The 16,058-nt window shown below is 71.3% G+C and carries 12 protein-coding genes and 1 riboswitch; of the genes, 7 read left to right on the top strand and 5 right to left on the bottom strand.

The features are described from left to right. Positions 1-559: 559 nt before the first annotated feature. Together L0H79_RS05815 and L0H79_RS05810 are read right to left on the bottom strand one after the other, a co-directional pair. Positions 560-2,257 carry a DNA polymerase gene (locus tag L0H79_RS05815; protein WP_301483623.1) on the bottom strand — a complete coding sequence of 566 codons (1,698 nt, stop codon included), beginning with the start codon at positions 2,255-2,257 and terminating at the stop codon, positions 560-562. Beyond that, complete coding sequence (locus L0H79_RS05810; protein ID WP_301483622.1) at positions 2,250-3,398, bottom strand: MalY/PatB family protein; 1,149 nt, start codon at positions 3,396-3,398, stop codon at positions 2,250-2,252. Before L0H79_RS05810 ends, L0H79_RS05815 begins: the two co-directional genes overlap by 8 nt. 146 nt (positions 3,399-3,544) lie before the next feature. Here L0H79_RS05810 and L0H79_RS05805 point away from each other — a divergent pair, with 146 nt between their 5' ends. The 6 genes from L0H79_RS05805 to L0H79_RS05780 all read left to right on the top strand — a co-directional run bounded on the left by L0H79_RS05805 (position 3,545) and on the right by L0H79_RS05780 (position 10,324). Continuing rightward, a complete protein-coding gene (locus tag L0H79_RS05805) occupies positions 3,545-4,300 on the top strand; it encodes an EcsC family protein (RefSeq protein ID WP_301483621.1) in 756 nt (251 codons plus the stop codon). A gap of 70 nt (positions 4,301-4,370) precedes the next feature. Further along, positions 4,371-4,892: a YkvA family protein gene (locus L0H79_RS05800; RefSeq protein ID WP_301483620.1), complete on the top strand. Its 522-nt coding sequence runs from the start codon at positions 4,371-4,373 to the stop codon at positions 4,890-4,892. Between the two features lie 132 nt (positions 4,893-5,024). Further along, positions 5,025-6,173, top strand: a complete 1,149-nt coding sequence (locus tag L0H79_RS05795) for a DUF4192 domain-containing protein (RefSeq protein WP_301483619.1) — start codon at positions 5,025-5,027, stop codon at positions 6,171-6,173. 194 nt (positions 6,174-6,367) lie between these two features. Next, positions 6,368-6,479: riboswitch (SAM riboswitch) on the top strand. A 13-nt stretch (positions 6,480-6,492) separates the two neighbouring features. Next, positions 6,493-7,725 carry a homoserine O-acetyltransferase gene (locus tag L0H79_RS05790; RefSeq protein WP_301483618.1) on the top strand — a complete coding sequence of 411 codons (1,233 nt, stop codon included), beginning with the start codon at positions 6,493-6,495 and terminating at the stop codon, positions 7,723-7,725. A gap of 187 nt (positions 7,726-7,912) precedes the next feature. Further along, entirely contained in the window at positions 7,913-8,311 is a 399-nt protein-coding gene (locus L0H79_RS05785) for a universal stress protein (RefSeq protein WP_301483617.1), read from the top strand. Positions 8,312-8,512: 201 nt separating this feature from the next. After that, positions 8,513-10,324, top strand: a complete 1,812-nt coding sequence (locus L0H79_RS05780; protein WP_301483616.1) for an RNA polymerase sigma factor — start codon at positions 8,513-8,515, stop codon at positions 10,322-10,324. A gap of 183 nt (positions 10,325-10,507) precedes the next feature. Here the strand turns inward: L0H79_RS05780 and L0H79_RS05775 are convergent, their stop codons facing one another. The 3 genes from L0H79_RS05775 to L0H79_RS05765 are packed head-to-tail and all read right to left on the bottom strand — an operon-like array spanning position 10,508 to position 15,094. Then, on the bottom strand, positions 10,508-12,850 hold the full coding sequence (locus L0H79_RS05775) for a DUF3488 and transglutaminase-like domain-containing protein (RefSeq protein WP_301483615.1): 2,343 nt from the start codon (positions 12,848-12,850) through the stop codon (positions 10,508-10,510). After that, entirely contained in the window at positions 12,847-14,094 is a 1,248-nt protein-coding gene (locus L0H79_RS05770; RefSeq protein ID WP_301483614.1) for a DUF58 domain-containing protein, read from the bottom strand. Before L0H79_RS05770 ends, L0H79_RS05775 begins: the two co-directional genes overlap by 4 nt. A 16-nt stretch (positions 14,095-14,110) precedes the next feature. Beyond that, a complete protein-coding gene (locus L0H79_RS05765) occupies positions 14,111-15,094 on the bottom strand; it encodes a MoxR family ATPase (protein WP_301483613.1) in 984 nt (327 codons plus the stop codon). Positions 15,095-15,476: 382 nt separating this feature from the next. Here L0H79_RS05765 and mraZ point away from each other — a divergent pair, with 382 nt between their 5' ends. Next, the gene (mraZ, locus tag L0H79_RS05760) at positions 15,477-15,908 is read left to right on the top strand and encodes a division/cell wall cluster transcriptional repressor MraZ (RefSeq protein WP_301483612.1); all 432 of its coding nucleotides are present in this window, start codon (positions 15,477-15,479) and stop codon (positions 15,906-15,908) included. Positions 15,909-16,058: the final 150 nt, after the last annotated feature.

The raw sequence follows: 16,058 nt of genomic DNA, 5'->3' as shown, positions 1-16,058 counted from the left end.
TCCTGGCTCGGCGAGCACGGCGAACACCTCGGCCCGTGTGCCGGCGCATTCACCGGCTATTCTGTGGACCACATGATGGTCACGCTCCTGGCTGGTGGGTGCCGGGTTCCCAGCATCGGGTTGTGACGCCGATGCGGTTCCAGGCGTTGATGGTGACGAGCAGGGCGATGAGCTGGGCCAGCTCCTCGTCCTTGAACTGATCGGCGGCGGCGTCGTAGACCAGACCTCGCGTGGAACGTGTCCATCGGTGAGGACCGTGACCGCTTCGGTGAGCGCAAGCGCGGTTTGTTCGCGTGGGTGAACCAGTCGGTCTCGCGCCAGGTAGACAGCGCGTACAGGCGCTGCTCGGTCTCGCCGCCGGCGCGGGCGTCTTTGCTGTAATGGCCTGTCAACCGTTTCAACCTTCGTGGCGCCCCCCTGTCGTGGCCTGCGTCGGTTCCGCGGGACGCCCTGTCGCCAGGTGAACCGCTGGTCGTCCACGGTTCGGTTGTGCTCGAGGTCGGGACTGTTGTCGGCGCGCGGGAGGTAGGGGCGGTGCCGGCTGCGGGCGGGCCGCTCGCTAGTCCTTCGCATCGCTCCAGCGCCGCACGATGCTCGTGTCGGCGACGAACCGCACCCGGTCGGCGCCCGCCCAGACCCTCGCCGCCGACTGCAGCGCACCCTCGATCAGGGCGGCCGCCTCGGTCGCCCGAGACTCGGGCACATGGACGAGCAGCTCGTCGTGCAGGCACAGGACGATCTGCCCGCCGAGCTGGGCCACCGCCACTCGGACGGTCGCCGCCCAGGCCTTGAACAGCTCGGCGGCCGACCCCTGGATGATCGCGTTGCGGGCATACCGCCCACGTGCTGACTCCATCCCCGACGCTCCCGCGTCGAGGCGGATGAGCCGGCCGCCGTAGGTGCGCAGCGACCGTCCGGCCACGCCATCGGCATAGGCCCGGTCGAGCAGCCCCATCGCGACCGGATAGGCCCGCTCGAGCTGGGCCAACGCCGCGCCCGCCGCCCCGGACCGCTGGCCGTACATCGCCGCGAGCACCGCGACCTTCGCCGTCGGCCGATCCGAGCCGAGACGCCTCGCGACCGGGGCATAGAGGTCGTCAGACCGCGTTGCCTCGGCGAGGGCCGGGTCACCACTGACCACGGCGAGCACTCTCGGCTCGACCTGGCCGAGATCGGTCCGTACGAAGACGTGTCCGGCCCGGGCACACACCGCGGGCCGCAGCTGGGCCGGCAGATTGTGCAGGCCGTGCTGTGCGGTCATCCGACCCGCCGCACCGTCACACGCGGTCCATTCCCCCCGGAGCCGATCATCGGCCCCCACGTGCTCATCCAGCCATCGGTAGCCGTACGTCGTCGCGATCCGCTCATCCTTGCGCCAGGTGAGCAGGGCGTCCACGAGCGGGTGGCTCTGTCGGTAGGGCTCGAGCACCCGGGCCCGCGTGTTCGGCACGTCGACGCCGACGACCGCGAGCAGACCGCGCACCTGCGCGGGGTTGCGCAGGTCGGTGCGCTCGTGGCCGGGGGCGTGGGCCAGGACAGCACGGTCCCGGGCCCGCCGGGTCCGGTCGGCCGCTGCCTCGTCGACCGGACGCGGACCTGCGGCCGCGCTGATGAGGTCCTCGGCCGCGAGCCGGTCGACCGGCAGCCCGTCCCGCTCCAGCTCGAGGCAGAGCACGGCCGCGGCCGACTCCGACCATGCCGTGCGCCGGGCGCGCGCAACGTCGACCGTCTCGAGACGCTGCAGCGAGGCGGCCTGGTGCGCTTGGCACTCGAGTGCCAGCAGGGCCAGCCGACGCAGCCGTTCCGGACTCGTGGCCCAGCTCGTCAGGGCATCCGGCCGCAGCTGCCCTGCCGCGGTGAACGGCTGCCCGTCCTCATTGTGCGCCGCGTCGAACAGGTCGCCCTCGAACCCGGCGAGCCGAGGGCGCTGGGGGGATGGGACGTCCGGCTCCGGCAGGTCACGCACGGCGGCCCACACGTACCCCGGCGATCCGCGCCAGCCGCCGTGGACGATCCGATGCACCTCGGCCAGGTCCCAGGTGCGCGGGACGGTGATCCCCGCAGTGATGATGGGGCTCAGGCCGAGCGCCGCGGACCACACGACCCACCGCGGACGGTGCTCCCGGGCCGCGGCGACGAAACGGGCCGTCACCACGTCTGCGGGCCACGACTCGTCGAGGCCCGGCCCAGCGACATACGCGCCACGGGGACCCAGCACGAGCGCGACGAGTGGTGCCTCGATCGCCTTCTCACCCAAGGCAGCCCGCCATGCGGTGCACCGCCTCGCGGAGGATCCCGGGTGAGGTGGCGAAGTTGAGGCGAACGCAACCAGCCCCGCGCGCCCCGAACTGAGGCCCGATCGACAGGGCCAGCCGCCCCCGGTCGCGGAACACCGCCGCCGGGTCGTCGCCGAGACCGAGGCCCCGGCAGTCGAGCCAGGCGAGGTAGGTCGCCTCCGGGGTCGTCAGCCGCACTCCGGGCAGCTGCTCGGCGACGAGGGCGGCGAGCAGTCGGCGGTTGTCGTCAAGCTCGCAGCGCAGCTGCCGTACCCACTCACGCCCCTGCTCCCACGCCGCAGACTGGGCGACGGTCCCGAGGTGGCTCGCCCCCATCGCGACGAACGGGTGCAGCGCCTTGACGGCCGGACGCGCCTCGCGACCGGGGATGACGAGACCTGCCTTGAGGCCGGCGAGGTTCCACGCCTTGGAGGCGGCGGTCACCGTCACACCATCCTGTCCGCCCGGCACCGTGAGGTACGGCGTGAACGTGCTGGTCGCGTAGACGAGCGGTGCGTGGATCTCGTCGGAGAGCACCCGCACCCCGTGCTCGTGCGCGAGCGCGGCCAGGGCACGCAGCTCATCGGCCGTGTGAACGGTGCCCGTCGGGTTGTGCGGGTTGCACAGCAGGTATGCCGCCCTCCCGCCACCGGCGGTCATCTGCCGGAAGGCCTCGGCGAGGGCGTCGAGGTCGAGGCGACCCGCGTCGGTCAGTGGGGCGTCGACCGGGCGGCGGCCGACCGAGTCGATGACCAGGAAGAAGGCGTTGTAGACGGGGGAGCTGACCACGACGGGACCGCCCGGGTCGGTGAACAGCTCGATCAGTCGGGCGATCCCGGTGAGCACGTCGGTCACCTGGGTCGTCTGGCCCGGGTCGAGGTCCCAGCCCCACTCGGCCGTCGCGAACGAGGCCAGCGCAGCGGCATACTTGCCAGTCCCGGCGTATCCGGTGTCCCCGCGCCGCATGGCCTCCGTCACCGCGACGACGACCGATGGGCACGGCGAGGCGTCCATCTCGGCGACCCAGAGGGGCAGGACGTCCGGGGGGTAGGCCTGCCACTTGATGCTCGTGCGGTCGTGCCGCAGCTCGTGGGCGGTGTGCTCGAGGATGCGCCCAGTCATACATGGAGCGTAGCCAAGCGTTGCCGCGGGCGATCCCGGGCCGGTTATGTCGCACCGCATCTCGGGCGCCGGGCGAGCATCCCCCGTAAGGTGACAGGCAGAGCGGCTCGCGGACGACGAAGGAGCCAGCGGCAGGAAGGACCCCAGTGGGCATTCTGGACAGGGGCAGACGCGGGTCGGCGGAGGCTGACCGCACCGGTGCGCCGCGCTCGGGCGCAGCAACGGAACCGGTGACGGGGATCCGGGCGGCTCACCTCGGACAGGGCAAGACGGGCGCCACGGCGGCCCGGTTCGTCCAACGCCTCCTCGATGTCGGCATCGACGGTGTCGGGCCTTTCGACTCCGCGGACCGGGTTGCGGCCGCAGCGCTGTCCGATGCGGGTGGCGATGTCGACAAGGCGATCCGTATCGTGCGCCGCACCCATCGGCGGTTGGCCGCCGCCGGTGGCTTCGTCACGGGGATCGGCGGGTTCTACACGATGCTGGTGTCGTTGCCCGCGAACGTTCTCGAGTTCTACCTGCTCGGGACCAGGCTGACCGCTGTCATCGCCCGGCTGCGCGGCTATGACATCGGCCAACCCGAGATCCGCTCGGCCATCCTGCTCACCCTCACGGGGGCCGACAGCGATGACATCCTCAAGAAGGCCGGGCTGTACGCGCCGGGTGGCCAGCTCGCCGCGCTGGCCGTCGACCGGCTGCCACCGCCGGCCCTGATGGTCCTCAACAAGGCGATCGGCTTCCAGCTGTTGAGCAAGATCAGAGGCGGTGTCTTCATGCGGCTCGGCCGTGGCGCGCCAGTGCTCGGCGGGGCGCTCGGCGGCGGCATCGACGTCTACATGCTCGGCCGGATCGCCGAGCTGGCCGAGCGTGAGTTCCCGGCCGTCTCGCCGTTCCCCGCCTGACCTTGGTCACGCTTCGGACACGAGCGGTGGGCCCGGGAATCCGGCCCGGCGAGCCGTCGTTGGTCGGGACATGAAGCGCACGTCTCGCCTCCGGCTCGCCGCGAGTGCGGCGTCGCTGCTGCGAGTCACGACCCGGTCCGGCGGTCCGACGCTCGTCGAACGGGCCAACGCCGTGCCGCGCCTCGTCCGCGCGACCGCGACGGGGAGGTATCTGGGGGTGCCGGCTGCTCGGCTCGCGTTGGTCGTCGCCGCGGTCGCCTACGTCCTCTCGCCGGTCGATCTGCTGCCCGAGCTGGTCCTGCCGGTCGTCGGACTTGCCGACGATGCGCTCGTCGTCTCCTGGGCCGTTCGGACCTTTCTCGAGGAGACCGACCGCTTCCTCGCCTGGGAGCTCGGGCAGGGCCTGCGGCAAGGACCGTCCGTCGTCCCCGGTCAGGTGCTCGCCGGGTGGACCCGGGCGCGCGGCCCGGACCCGACCCGTGACCGCACCGGAGCTGCCTCGGGGGGACGGATCCGCTCGGGCGGTCGGGCCGTGCGCGGTGCGGCGAGCGACTATGTCGCCGAGTCGCTGCGCAGGCGACTGGAGCCCTGACGCTCGGCTGGTTCCGGGCGGGCTCGGGGCAGTCCACAGCCGCTTGGCCGACGGACGCGTCGTCCCCAGCGAAAGAGCCCGAGCCGGGGGGCGGCTAGGCCGGGACCGCGACCAGCGGCACGCTCGGGTGCCATGCAGCAGCCCACGATCTCCCTGTCCGGGCCGGCAGACCTGCTGGCCGTCCTTCCCTACCACTTCGGCTTCCGCCTCTCACGGAGCGTGGTCGTCGTGTGCCTGCACGAGAGAAGACTCGGGCTCGTCGTGCGGCTCGACGTCGTCGCCGAACCCGCACGGGCTGTCACGGTCGCCGCCTCGCTCGCTGAAGGGCTGCGCCGCGAGGCGCCCTCGAGTGTCATGGTGATCGGCTACGAGGACCGTGTCGACGAGACTGCCTGCCTGTCGGAGGCGATCGTCAGGCGGCTGGGCGTGGAGCGGCTCACGGTGGCGGACCGGATCGTCGTGCGGGCAGACCGGTGGACCGGGCTGATGTGCCACTGCTGCCGGGACGAGCCGGTCCCAGCCCCGCACGAGGTCGGTGCCGTGGCGACCTACGTGCGGATCGGGCGTGCCGCCCTGGAGTCTCGGGACGACCTCGCCACGGTCCTGCACCCCACCGAGCCCGCACCGCCGACCCTGGCGCAGGCCATCGACGACTGGGTCGCGACGGTTCTCGACCGCGACGAGCTGTTCATCTCGTGCGCCGAGACCGGGACCCGAGGTGGGCAGGTGACGTGGGCGGAGGCCTGCCTCGAGGCGTGGCGCGACCTGTTGGCCGGCGAGTTCGATGACCGGGAGGTCCCGGAGGGGCAGCTGAGCATCCTGCTGGGCAGTCTGCGCGACAAGAGGCTCCGCGACGGCATCATCGCCGTGCTCTGCCCACGCCGCCTTCCGGACGGGGTGCTCGACCCGCGTCTCGCGGTCCTGTTGGACCAGTATCTCGCCCTGGTCGTCAACGGTGTCGATGCGGACGACGACCAGGACGACGATGGCCAGGACGTCGGGGACTGGGATTGGACGGGTCTGCGCTCGGGGGATCTGGGGATGCTGAGCCGGCAGGCCTTCACGCGGTCGCGCCTTGAGCGGCTGTGCCGGCTCGCGCCGGAGTCCCAGGCCGCTCCCGTGCTGGCCGTCACGGCGGCCTGTGCCTGGTTCAACGGAGATGGCGCGGCAGCCGGGGTTGCGGTCGAGCGGGCCCTCGAGCTCGAGCCAGGACACGTCCTCGCGCGCCTGCTCGAGAGTCTGCTCGAGCTGGGCGTGCGGCCGCCGGGCCTCGCTGCATAGGCGGGTGGCCCAGCGAGCCGTCGAGGCTCACCGCACGAGCGACGGTGCCCCTCCTCCCACCTCCCCCGGGCCGTCCGGGCCGGTGGGTGCCGATGCCAACGGGCCGACAGCTCTGGGGGTCGTTCGGCCCTGGGGGTCCATTGGGTGGACGGCCGGTCAGGCCGATCGGTCCGGATCGCGTATCCTGTGACACAGGTCATGAGTGCCAGCGTCAAGCCCCGGCTCGCTGGACGGCAACCCTCCATCGCGGTGGGGTGCCCCGGGTGAGGACCGGGCCGCACCGGTCGGTGCGTGCAAGCGCGACACATGAGGAGCATCGATGACGGTGACCCACCGACACGAGACCCTGACCCGCCGCCTGCGTCAGGTCGCCGCGCGACCCATCCCGACGACGCAGTCCGCACCCGCCAACCGAGCCCCGACGCGAGGTCCCGACGACGGTACGTGGCGCGAGGGTGACCCGGTTGGCGAGCGACGGTTCCTCGACCTCGGGGCGGTCGACCTCGAGCGCGCCGGCGTGCTGCCCCAAGTACGGGTCGCCTACGAGACATGGGGCACCCTCAGCCCGACCGCCGACAACGTGGTCCTCGTCGAGCATGCCCTGACCGGTGACAGCCACGTCGTCGGGATGGAGGGCGCCGGGCATCCGACGCCCGGGTGGTGGGAGGGCCTCGTGGGCCCGGGTCGCCCTCTCGACACGAACCGCTGGTTCGTCGTGTGCACCAATGTCCTCGGCGGGTGCCAGGGGACCACCGGTCCGGTCAGCTCAGCCCCCGACGGCAGGCACTGGGCGAGTCGGTTCCCGTACATCACGATCCGTGACCAGGTGCAGGTGGAGAAGCTCCTGCTCGAGCGCCTCGGCATCCGTCGTGTCGCAGCCGTGCTCGGTGGCTCCATGGGCGGGATGCGCACCATCGAGTGGGCCGTCATGGGTGGTGACTTCGTCGATCGGGCCATTGTCCTGGCCAGTACCGCGCACGCCACTGCGGACCAGATCGCCTGGGCCCAGCCGCAGCTGTTGGCGATCCGCGGCGACGCAGACTTCGCCGCCGGCGACTACTACGACACGGGCCGTGCCCCGGAGGCAGGTCTGGGGATCGCGCGTCGCATCGCGCACATCACGTACCGCACGGAGACCGAGCTGAACAGCCGGTTCGGGCGAGTTGCCCAGCCCGGGGAGGACCCGCTGGGGTCGACCCAGCGGGGTCGGTTCGCGGTCGAGAGCTACCTCGACCATCACGCAAGCAAGCTGACTGGGCGCTTCGACGCCAACTCCTACCTCGTGCTCACGGAGGCGATGAACTCCCATGACGTCGGCCGGGGGCGTGGCGGCCTGGCCAAGGCGCTCGCACGGGTCACGGCCGACTGCACGATCGCCTCGGTCGACACCGATCGCCTCTACCCGGCGCCGCTGTCCGACGAGATGGCCGGGCTGCTGCCGACTGCGACACGCGAGTCCATCACGTCCGTCTACGGGCACGACGGCTTCCTCATCGAGACCGAACAGGTGGCGGGCATCATCGGGCGTGCTCTCCGGCGACGGGCTTGCTGAGGCGGGCCAGACCGGTTCGTGCGGGATCGGCCGGTCTGCGGCGTCGATCCCGCGTTGTTGGTGCCTCGGGGGGCCGACGTGGAGGCCGCGACGCGGGAGTGCCTACGAGGCTGTTCTTCCTGAACGCCGTTATCCGGTAGCGTCAATGCGTCCAGCAGTGCGTCCATGCGAATGAGGAGGTCTCCCCGTGGCCATTGTCGTGGGATACGTCGCCACCAAGGAAGGTCGAGCGGCGCTGAAGCGAGCTGCCGAGGAGTGTGTCCTTCGCAAGACGAAGCTCATCGTCATCAGCTCGCATCGAGGCGGCCGCGACTTCGACGCGACCGAGGCCACCCGCTTCGAGGCAGAGCTGTCCCGGGTACAGCAGGTGCTCGAGGAGCAGGGCCTCGAGCACGAGGTGCGACAGCTCGTCCGGGGCAACGACCCGGCCGAGGATCTCATCTCGGTTGCCGAGCAGGAGAAGGCCACCTTCATCGTCATCGGCCTGCGCCGCCGCAGCCCGGTCGGCAAGCTCATCCTCGGTTCGAACGCCCAGCGCATCCTGCTCGACGCGAGCTGCCCGGTGCTCGCGGTCAAGGCTGACTGAGCTCGCTCGCGCGTCTTCTTCCGCTGGGCGTCCGTCCGTCGGCCCCCGGTCGGCCGGGCACCTGGTTCGTGTTGGGCATGGTCGGCGTTTTATAATGTCGTTCGAGCCGGATCGCACAGGCGAACAGCGAGATCGATACAGGGATCGACTCCGAGACGCCACCACCTCCGGCATGAATCCTCACCTGTGTTCGTTGTACTGATGCATGCCCCGACTCAGGGGCTCCCGGTCCGCGCGACGAGCCAGCGACGAAAGGCGACCCTGCCTGTGCCCAAGGCGATATCAGCCGGAGCGCTGTCGGCCCTGCCCGCGGTGTTCCGGCACGATCCGATCAAACGGCTGCTCGCCCAGGGCACGGCCAGTGGGAGCGTCACCGCGACCGATGTCCTGCGCGCCCAGACCGAAGCAGGGCTCGACCCGCGCCGGATGAAGTCAGTCCTGACCACGCTTGAGAAGCATGACATCGACGTGGTCGTCACGACCGCGCCGACACGTTCGACGAAGACCCGCAACGGGACAAAGGGAGGCACCGTGGCCACTCGTAAGACGACCGCGACCGCAACGAAGAACACTGCGAAGAAGGCTGCGGCCAAGGCCGGTTCCCGCGAGAAGGCCGAGAAGGGTACGTCCTCGACGAAGACGTCGAAGGCGGCTGCACCCGCGAGGCCCGCTGCTTCCGGTAGGAAGTCACCCCCGAGGCCGCCGGCCAAGAAGGCGACGACGAACGCCGAGCTGTCCACTGCGGCGGCCAAGAAGGCACCCCCGAAGAAGGCGGCGTCCAAGAGGTCCGCCACCACGAAGGCGGCGGTCGCCGAGGCTCCCAAGGCTGCCGCCGGCGATGCCACGGACGACGAGGACACCGAGCCGGAGGACGCGGACCCGAGCGAGCTGCAGGACGTCGAGGTCGCGGACGCCCATGAAGCCGGCGAGGCCGCGGCAGGCGAGTCGGGGGACGAGGCGAAGGGCGAGGACGAGTCGGCCGACGAGGAGACAGGTGAGCCCAGGAAGCCGGCCGAGACCGGGGACGAGACCGAGGAGTCCGGGTTCGTCATCCGCGACGACGACGAGGAGGACGCCCCCGCGCAACAGGTCGTCACGGCCGGGGCCACCGCGGACCCGGTCAAGGACTACCTCAAGCAGATCGGCAAGGTCGCTCTGCTCAATGCGGAGCAGGAGGTCGAGCTCGCCAAGCGCATCGAGGCCGGGTTGTTCGCCGAGGAGAAGCTCAACTCCGGCGACAAGGTCGAGATGAAGCTCAAGCGCGAGCTGTGGTGGATCGCGCAGGACGGCAAGAAGGCCAAGAACCACCTCCTCGAGGCGAACCTTCGCCTCGTGGTCTCGCTCGCCAAGCGGTACACCGGGCGGGGCATGCTCTTCCTCGACCTCATCCAGGAGGGCAACCTGGGCCTGATCCGCGCGGTCGAGAAGTTCGACTACACCAAGGGCTACAAGTTCTCCACGTACGCGACGTGGTGGATCCGGCAGGCCATCACGCGGGCCATGGCCGACCAGGCCCGCACGATCCGCATCCCGGTGCACATGGTCGAGGTGATCAACAAGCTCGCCCGCGTCCAGCGCCAGATGCTCCAGGACCTGGGCCGCGAGCCCACGCCGGAGGAGCTGGCCAGGGAGCTCGACATGACCCCGGAGAAGGTCGTCGAGGTGCAGAAGTACGGTCGCGAGCCGATCTCGCTGCACACCCCCCTCGGCGAGGACGGCGACAGTGAGTTCGGCGACCTCATCGAGGACTCGGAGGCCGTCGTCCCCGCCGACGCGGTCAGCTTCACCCTCCTGCAGGAGCAGCTGCACTCCGTGCTCGACACGCTTTCCGAGCGTGAGGCCGGTGTGGTCTCGATGCGCTTCGGCCTGACCGACGGCCAGCCCAAGACGCTCGACGAGATCGGCAAGGTCTACGGGGTCACGCGTGAGCGGATCCGGCAGATCGAGTCGAAGACGATGAGCAAGCTGCGGCACCCGAGCCGGTCCCAGGTGCTCCGGGACTACCTCGACTGATTCGGCTCAGGCGAGCGAGGGTTCGAGGCATTGGTCGGGCCCCTCGAGGTCGTATGCCGTTGGGGCTCGATCGCGGACCAGCCGCCCGAGCACTACGGGTCCTGCGCCTTGATGCCCCCTCAAACCGGGACGTGGTGCCCTCTCGACCGGGACGTGGTGCCCGCTCGACGGGGTGAGTGGGGGTCAGCGGCCACCGTCACCGTCGCCACCCCCGCCGCCGGTGAACCGGTTCGTCAGCCGGCGCCAGATGGACACCCCGGCGTCCGGCCACATGAAGGCCCGCAGCCGGACCGAGAAGGCGCGGGTGCGCCCGATGTGCTGACGGATGCTGCGGATGTCGCCGTGCAGTGCCGCGGTCTGCTCCGGGGTCGTCCGGTCGGGCCGGTCGTAGCGCGCTCTCTCCAAGGTGGCCGTGACGCGGCGCACCGCGGTCGCGCTCGTGTCGTCGAGGTGGCCGTCGCGGATGACGCGGTCACGCCACGTCCGCAGGGTGCCTCCCTCCGGTGGGTTGATGCCGAGGTCGCGCAGGTGTGAGGTGAGGGCGTCCCAGTCGGCCTCGACGAGATCCTGCTGGGTGACCGCGCGCCGACGCCGACGGCGCCGGGCCGTCGCGGCGGTGATCGGCATGATGAACACGGCGAGGAGACCCACCAGCAGGCCGACGAGGGTGAGGATGCTGCGCAGGGTGACCATTGCCATGACCTGGTCCCACAGCGTCAGCTCGGGCGCGACCTCGTTCGGCTGGTCGAGGCCCGGCCTGCCGGTCTGGACCGGTGCGCTCGACTGGCCCGGTTCGGGGGCTTCCTGTCCGCCTCCGGTCGCGCCCGGACCACTCGCGATCACGGTGTACGTGGGCGGCGCGCCGGAGCGGGACCCGGGAGTCGGCTCGAAGCGCAGCCAGCCGAACCCGTTGAAGTACAGCTCCGGCCATGCGTGCGCGTCGGAGGCCCGGACGATGTACTCCTGGCCCTGCTGCTCGCCCGGGAGGAACCCGATCGCCATCCGCGCCGGGATGCCCTGCGCTCGGGCGAGCATGATCATCGCCGTCGCGAACTGGGTGCAGTAGCCGCGGCGGGTGAGCCGGAACTGCGTGATGGGGTCGAGGGGGCGCCCCTGCCTGTCGCGCAGCCGCTCGCCGAGGTCGAGGCTGTAGGTGTAGATGCTCGTGTCGCGCAGGTGGTCCTGGATCGCGATGGCCTTGTCGAGCTCGGTCGTCCTGCCGGCCGTCACCTCGTCGGACCACGCGATGATGGTCTGGCGGGCGACATCGGGGATGGCGAGGTCCTCCGGGTTGACCTCGGACCCGTCCGGGGGGCCGGCGTCGCGAAGTTGGCTCGGCAGCGGGGCGACGTCGGCGTACGTGACCTGGTAGTTCGAGACGGCACGGCCCACCCGGATGTCTCCCGTGACCGCGTCGCGGCGCCACGGGGTGCCGTCCATGGACACCCCGACGACAGGGTATGGTGCAGCGATCCGAGGCGCTTGCAGCGTGCTGTCGCGCACCGTCATCGTGTAGTCCTTGCGGTCCTCGGCCGGGGGCAGTGGCGTCGATGGACCCCTCTGGGCGTCGCGGCCCCTGGCGAACCACTCGCCCTGGCCCGTGTAGGTCGAGGTCGCGAGCACTCGCAGGGGAGGGCGCGGGCCCTTCGTCGAGTAGCGCAGCACCGGCGTCTGGTCGGTGTTCGTCAGGCTCTGAGTCAGGTCGAGCGTGTCGCTGAACCCGACCGTGCCGGTGCCGCCGGACCCACCGCCCCGGCCGAGCCCCTCGGCGAGGTAGCGCGGGGGGAAGTGGGGGACCAGGACCGGCACGAGCAGGGCGAGGGCGAGGACGAGGAGCCCGAGTCGCACCCCACCTCCGGAGAAGGACCGCTGCGCCTCTCGGGCGTGCGACTCGACCCCGGCTCTCCCGTCGATCCCGGTGTCCTCCTCACCGACCGAGCTCGTCGTGCCCCAGCGGGCGAAGCGTCCGCGCTCGGTCGTGTGCAGCATGGCCAGCCACAGCACGACCGGCAGGACGAAGTAGCGCACCTGCAGGGCCTCGGAACCGTTCGCGGCGGTGATGAGGTATGCGGTCAGCAGGGGCAGACCGGCGGCCGCCGGGGCGCGCCACGTCGCAGCCGTCGCGTCGACGGCGATCGCGAGCGAGGCACCGATGACGACGAGGCAGAACGTCACGCCTCCGGTGAGCGGAGCCGGAGCCGAGTACCGCTGGATCGTGTCGTAGGCCTCGGTGACGAGGAAGCCGAACCCCTCCCAGGTCTGCTGGGTCGGCAGGTACCACGTCAGGGTGTCCTGGCCGAAGCGCCACACGACGAGGTAGCCGACGAGCAGGACCTGCGCCGCGACGACGACCGGCCGGGACCGTGTCAGTCCCCGCAGGACGAGCCCGACCACTGCCGTCAGCCCGACGAACACGGCGGCCTGGGAGAACCACTCGCTCGAGGTGAACAGCGACGTGACCGGGTAGGTCGCGGCCAGCGTCGCGAGGGCCGCGAGGATGGTCAGGCGCCAGCGCCGCTGGGTCATCGTCCCGCCCCCACCGTGACCGTCGTCAGCGCATCCCAGGTGCGGCTGATGGTGTCGCCCCGGCAGGCGGGCACGGCCCGCCAGCCGGCGAGCCGCAGGACGTCGACATGTGAGCCCACGTCGTCCACGTCGGGAGCCGGCCCGAAGCTGGCAGCGTCGAGCACGACCGCGAGCCCGGTCGTGCCGACCTGCCGCAGGCTCGCCACCCGGGCCGTCACCTCGGGGTCGGACGGCCCGACGACCGCCACGACGAACCCGCCGGCGTCGGTCAGGGCCTGGGCGGCTCGCAGGACGTCGTCCTCGCCGGTGTCGGCGCGCGGCTGCGTCACGGCGAGGACGTCGAGGATCTCCCCGCGCCCCATCGGGTCCCCGGCGCGGGTGGCGTCGACCGTCTCGACGCAGACGAGGTGGACGGCATACCCGCTGTCGATCAGGTGGGCCCCGATCGAGGCGAGCGCGGTCACGGCCCACTCGAACGAGCCGGTTGCCCCGCTGCCGCCGTGCGCGGACGGGCGCGGGTCGAGCAGCAGGACGGCGCGACGCTGCGACGGCCGGTCCTCCTGGCGGACCATGAGGTCGCCGACGCGTGCCGTGGAGGGCCAGTGGATGCGTCGCAGGTCGTCGCCGTCGCGGTACTCGCGCACGGTCATGTCGTCCTCGCCGTGCAGGGCCAGCAGACGCGCCTGCTCGCCCTCCGACCCGACCCCCGAGCTCGGCTGCCGGCTCGCCGAGAGCGGGTGGACGGCCGGCAGGACGACGAGGTCGGTGCTGCCTTCGAGCACCGCGTTGCGGTTCGCCAGCCCGAACGGGTCGGGGATCTGCACGCTCAGCGGACCGAGCGGGTGGTGGCCCCGGATGTGGGACCTGACCGGGTACTCGACGGCTCGGCGGTGGTTGGGCGCGATCCGGCCCACGACGAAACGGGGCCGGTCGCCGAGGGCGTAGTCGAGGCGCTCCTCCGCGAGGAAGACCGGGGTCGACCGGTCGGCGAGGTTCTGCACCGTCAGCGTCACGTGGGCGACCTGCCCGACGCTGATCCGGTCGGGGGAGATGTGCCGCTCGATGCGCATGCGCGTCCGGCGGGTTCGCACGAGGACGGCCGCCACGAAGGGCAGGGCGATGCCGAGGACGCCGAATCGGATCAGGTCGACGAAGCCGAACGCGATCCCGGACAGGAGCAGCACGACGCCCGCTCCGACCAGGGCCTTGCCCCGAGTCGTCAGCAGGCCTCGCAGTGATCCCATGCCCGCGTCGCCGCCCTCACCGCGCCGCCGGGGGCACGGGGGTCTGCCGGAGCAGGTCGCTGACGACCTCGCTCGTCGTGCGACGGGCCAGCTGGGTCTCACTGGAGGGCATCAGCCGGTGGGCCAGGACGGCGACGGCCAGGGCCTGCACGTCGTCGGGGATGACGTGGTCGCGCCCTTCGAGCGCGGCGTGGGCCCGGGACGCGCGCAGCAGGTGCAGGCCGGCGCGCGGCGAGGCTCCGAGCCGCAGCGCCGTCGACGAACGGGACCGGTCGACGAGGTCGACGATGTACTGCCGGACCGCCGGGCTCGCGTGCACCCGCGTCACGGCCTCGATGACCGAGACGACCGTCGCCGCGTCGGTGACCGGCGTCAGCGACTCGAGTGGCGAGCGTGCCCCGTGTGTCTCGAGCAGCTCGAGCTCAGCCCGAGGCGACGGATACCCCATCGAGATGCGGGCCATGAACCGGTCGCGCTGCGCCTCCGGCAGGGGATAGGTGCCCTCCATCTCGATCGGGTTCTGGGTCGCCATGACGATGAACGGCTCCTGCAGCCGGTAGGTCGTCCCGTCGGCCGTGACCTGCCGCTCCTCCATGGACTCGAGCAACGCGGACTGGGTCTTGGGGGAGGCTCGGTTGATCTCGTCGCCGACCACGACGTTCGCGAAGATCGCGCCGGGCCGGAACTCGAAGGTGCGGGCGTCCTGGTTGAAGACACTGACACCGGTGACGTCGCTCGGCAGCAGGTCGGGGGTGAACTGGATGCGGCGCACGGTCGCGTCGATCGAGCGGGCCAGGGACTTGGCGAGCATCGTCTTGCCGACCCCCGGCACGTCCTCGATGAGCAGGTGGCCACTGGCGAAGAGCACGGTGATCGTGGTGCGGACGACCTCGTCCTTGCCCTCGATGACCCGCCCCATCGCACCGGCCAGCCGGGTCGCCACGTCATGGATGAGCTCGAGTGCCGTGTCGATGTCGCGACCCGCCGTGTCCGTCGTCACGCTTCCTCCGGTTCCCCCTGGACGCACTCCCATGCGTGCCGGGCGCGCATGTGCCCTCACGCGATCTTCCCTCATCTGCGCTCCGCATCAAAAGGGCCGGTCCCTCCACTCTGCTCCCGTCGTGCGCCGCGGCGATCCTCTCGCACGGGTGCGGTGCCCGACGAGGTATGCCGCTCAGCTCGCTTCCCGGGCTCGCGGGCCGTCGCTGGGCCCACCGGGTCGAATTCTCCTCCACTCTGCTCCACGAACCTGACCTGCGAAAACATATGTAGCGTGCGCGAAGTACGGCTTGTCGAAGCCCATGGTGGTGTGAAGTGGAGTACGGTGGGGCACCAAGGCACACTGTGGATCGCCAGGGTCGACGAAGGGGAGGTGACCAGCCGTGTTTCTCGGGACGCACACCCCGCGACTCGACGAGAAGGGGCGGCTCTTCCTCCCCGCGAAATACCGCGAGCGTCTCGCCGCCGGGCTGGTCGTGACCCGCGGGCAGGAGCGCAGCCTCTCCATCTACCCGATGGACGAGTTCCGCAAGGTCGCCGAGCGGATGCGCGAGGCACCGCAGAGCTCGAGGGCGGCCCGCGACTACATCCGCGTCATCCTCTCCGGGGCCTCCGACGAGATCCCCGACAAGCAGGGCCGGTTCACGATCCCGGCGAACCTGCGGCAGTACGCGGGCCTCGACCGCGAGGTCACCGTCATCGGCGCCGGCACCCACCTCGAGGTCTGGGACAGCGCGGCGTGGAACGACTATCTGGCCGAGACCGAGCAGACCTACGCCGACACGGCCGAGGAGGTGGTCCCCGGCATGTTCTGACCCGGCCGTCTGCCTGCGCACCGGCCTCCAGCCGCTTCGCTCCCGGGGTGACTTCCCCCGCCCCGGGCGACGCAGCGGATGGGGACCAGTCCCCAGGCCGGGGCCATCCCCACCCACCGACCGACGACCGAGCCGACGAGCACGGGCCAG

It is taken from the genome of Intrasporangium sp. (assembly GCF_030452765.1).
Classification (GTDB): Bacteria; Actinomycetota; Actinomycetes; order Actinomycetales; family Dermatophilaceae; genus Intrasporangium_A.
The sequence above is the reverse complement of the archived record's forward strand: the minus strand, read 5'-3'. Positions and strand labels throughout refer to the sequence as shown.

What these genes read in the sequence shown, in the direction of transcription:
- L0H79_RS05810 (WP_301483622.1), bottom strand. Translation starts at nt 3,398, where the DNA reads ATGACTGGGCGCATCCTCGAGCACACCGCCCACGAGCTGCGGCACGAC.
- L0H79_RS05800 (WP_301483620.1), top strand. Translation starts at nt 4,371, where the DNA reads ATGAAGCGCACGTCTCGCCTCCGGCTCGCCGCGAGTGCGGCGTCGCTG.
- L0H79_RS05795 (WP_301483619.1), top strand. Translation starts at nt 5,025, where the DNA reads ATGCAGCAGCCCACGATCTCCCTGTCCGGGCCGGCAGACCTGCTGGCC.
- L0H79_RS05790 (WP_301483618.1), top strand. Translation starts at nt 6,493, where the DNA reads ATGACGGTGACCCACCGACACGAGACCCTGACCCGCCGCCTGCGTCAG.
- L0H79_RS05780 (WP_301483616.1), top strand. Translation starts at nt 8,513, where the DNA reads ATGCATGCCCCGACTCAGGGGCTCCCGGTCCGCGCGACGAGCCAGCGA.
- L0H79_RS05775 (WP_301483615.1), bottom strand. Translation starts at nt 12,850, where the DNA reads ATGACCCAGCGGCGCTGGCGCCTGACCATCCTCGCGGCCCTCGCGACG.
- L0H79_RS05770 (WP_301483614.1), bottom strand. Translation starts at nt 14,094, where the DNA reads ATGGGATCACTGCGAGGCCTGCTGACGACTCGGGGCAAGGCCCTGGTC.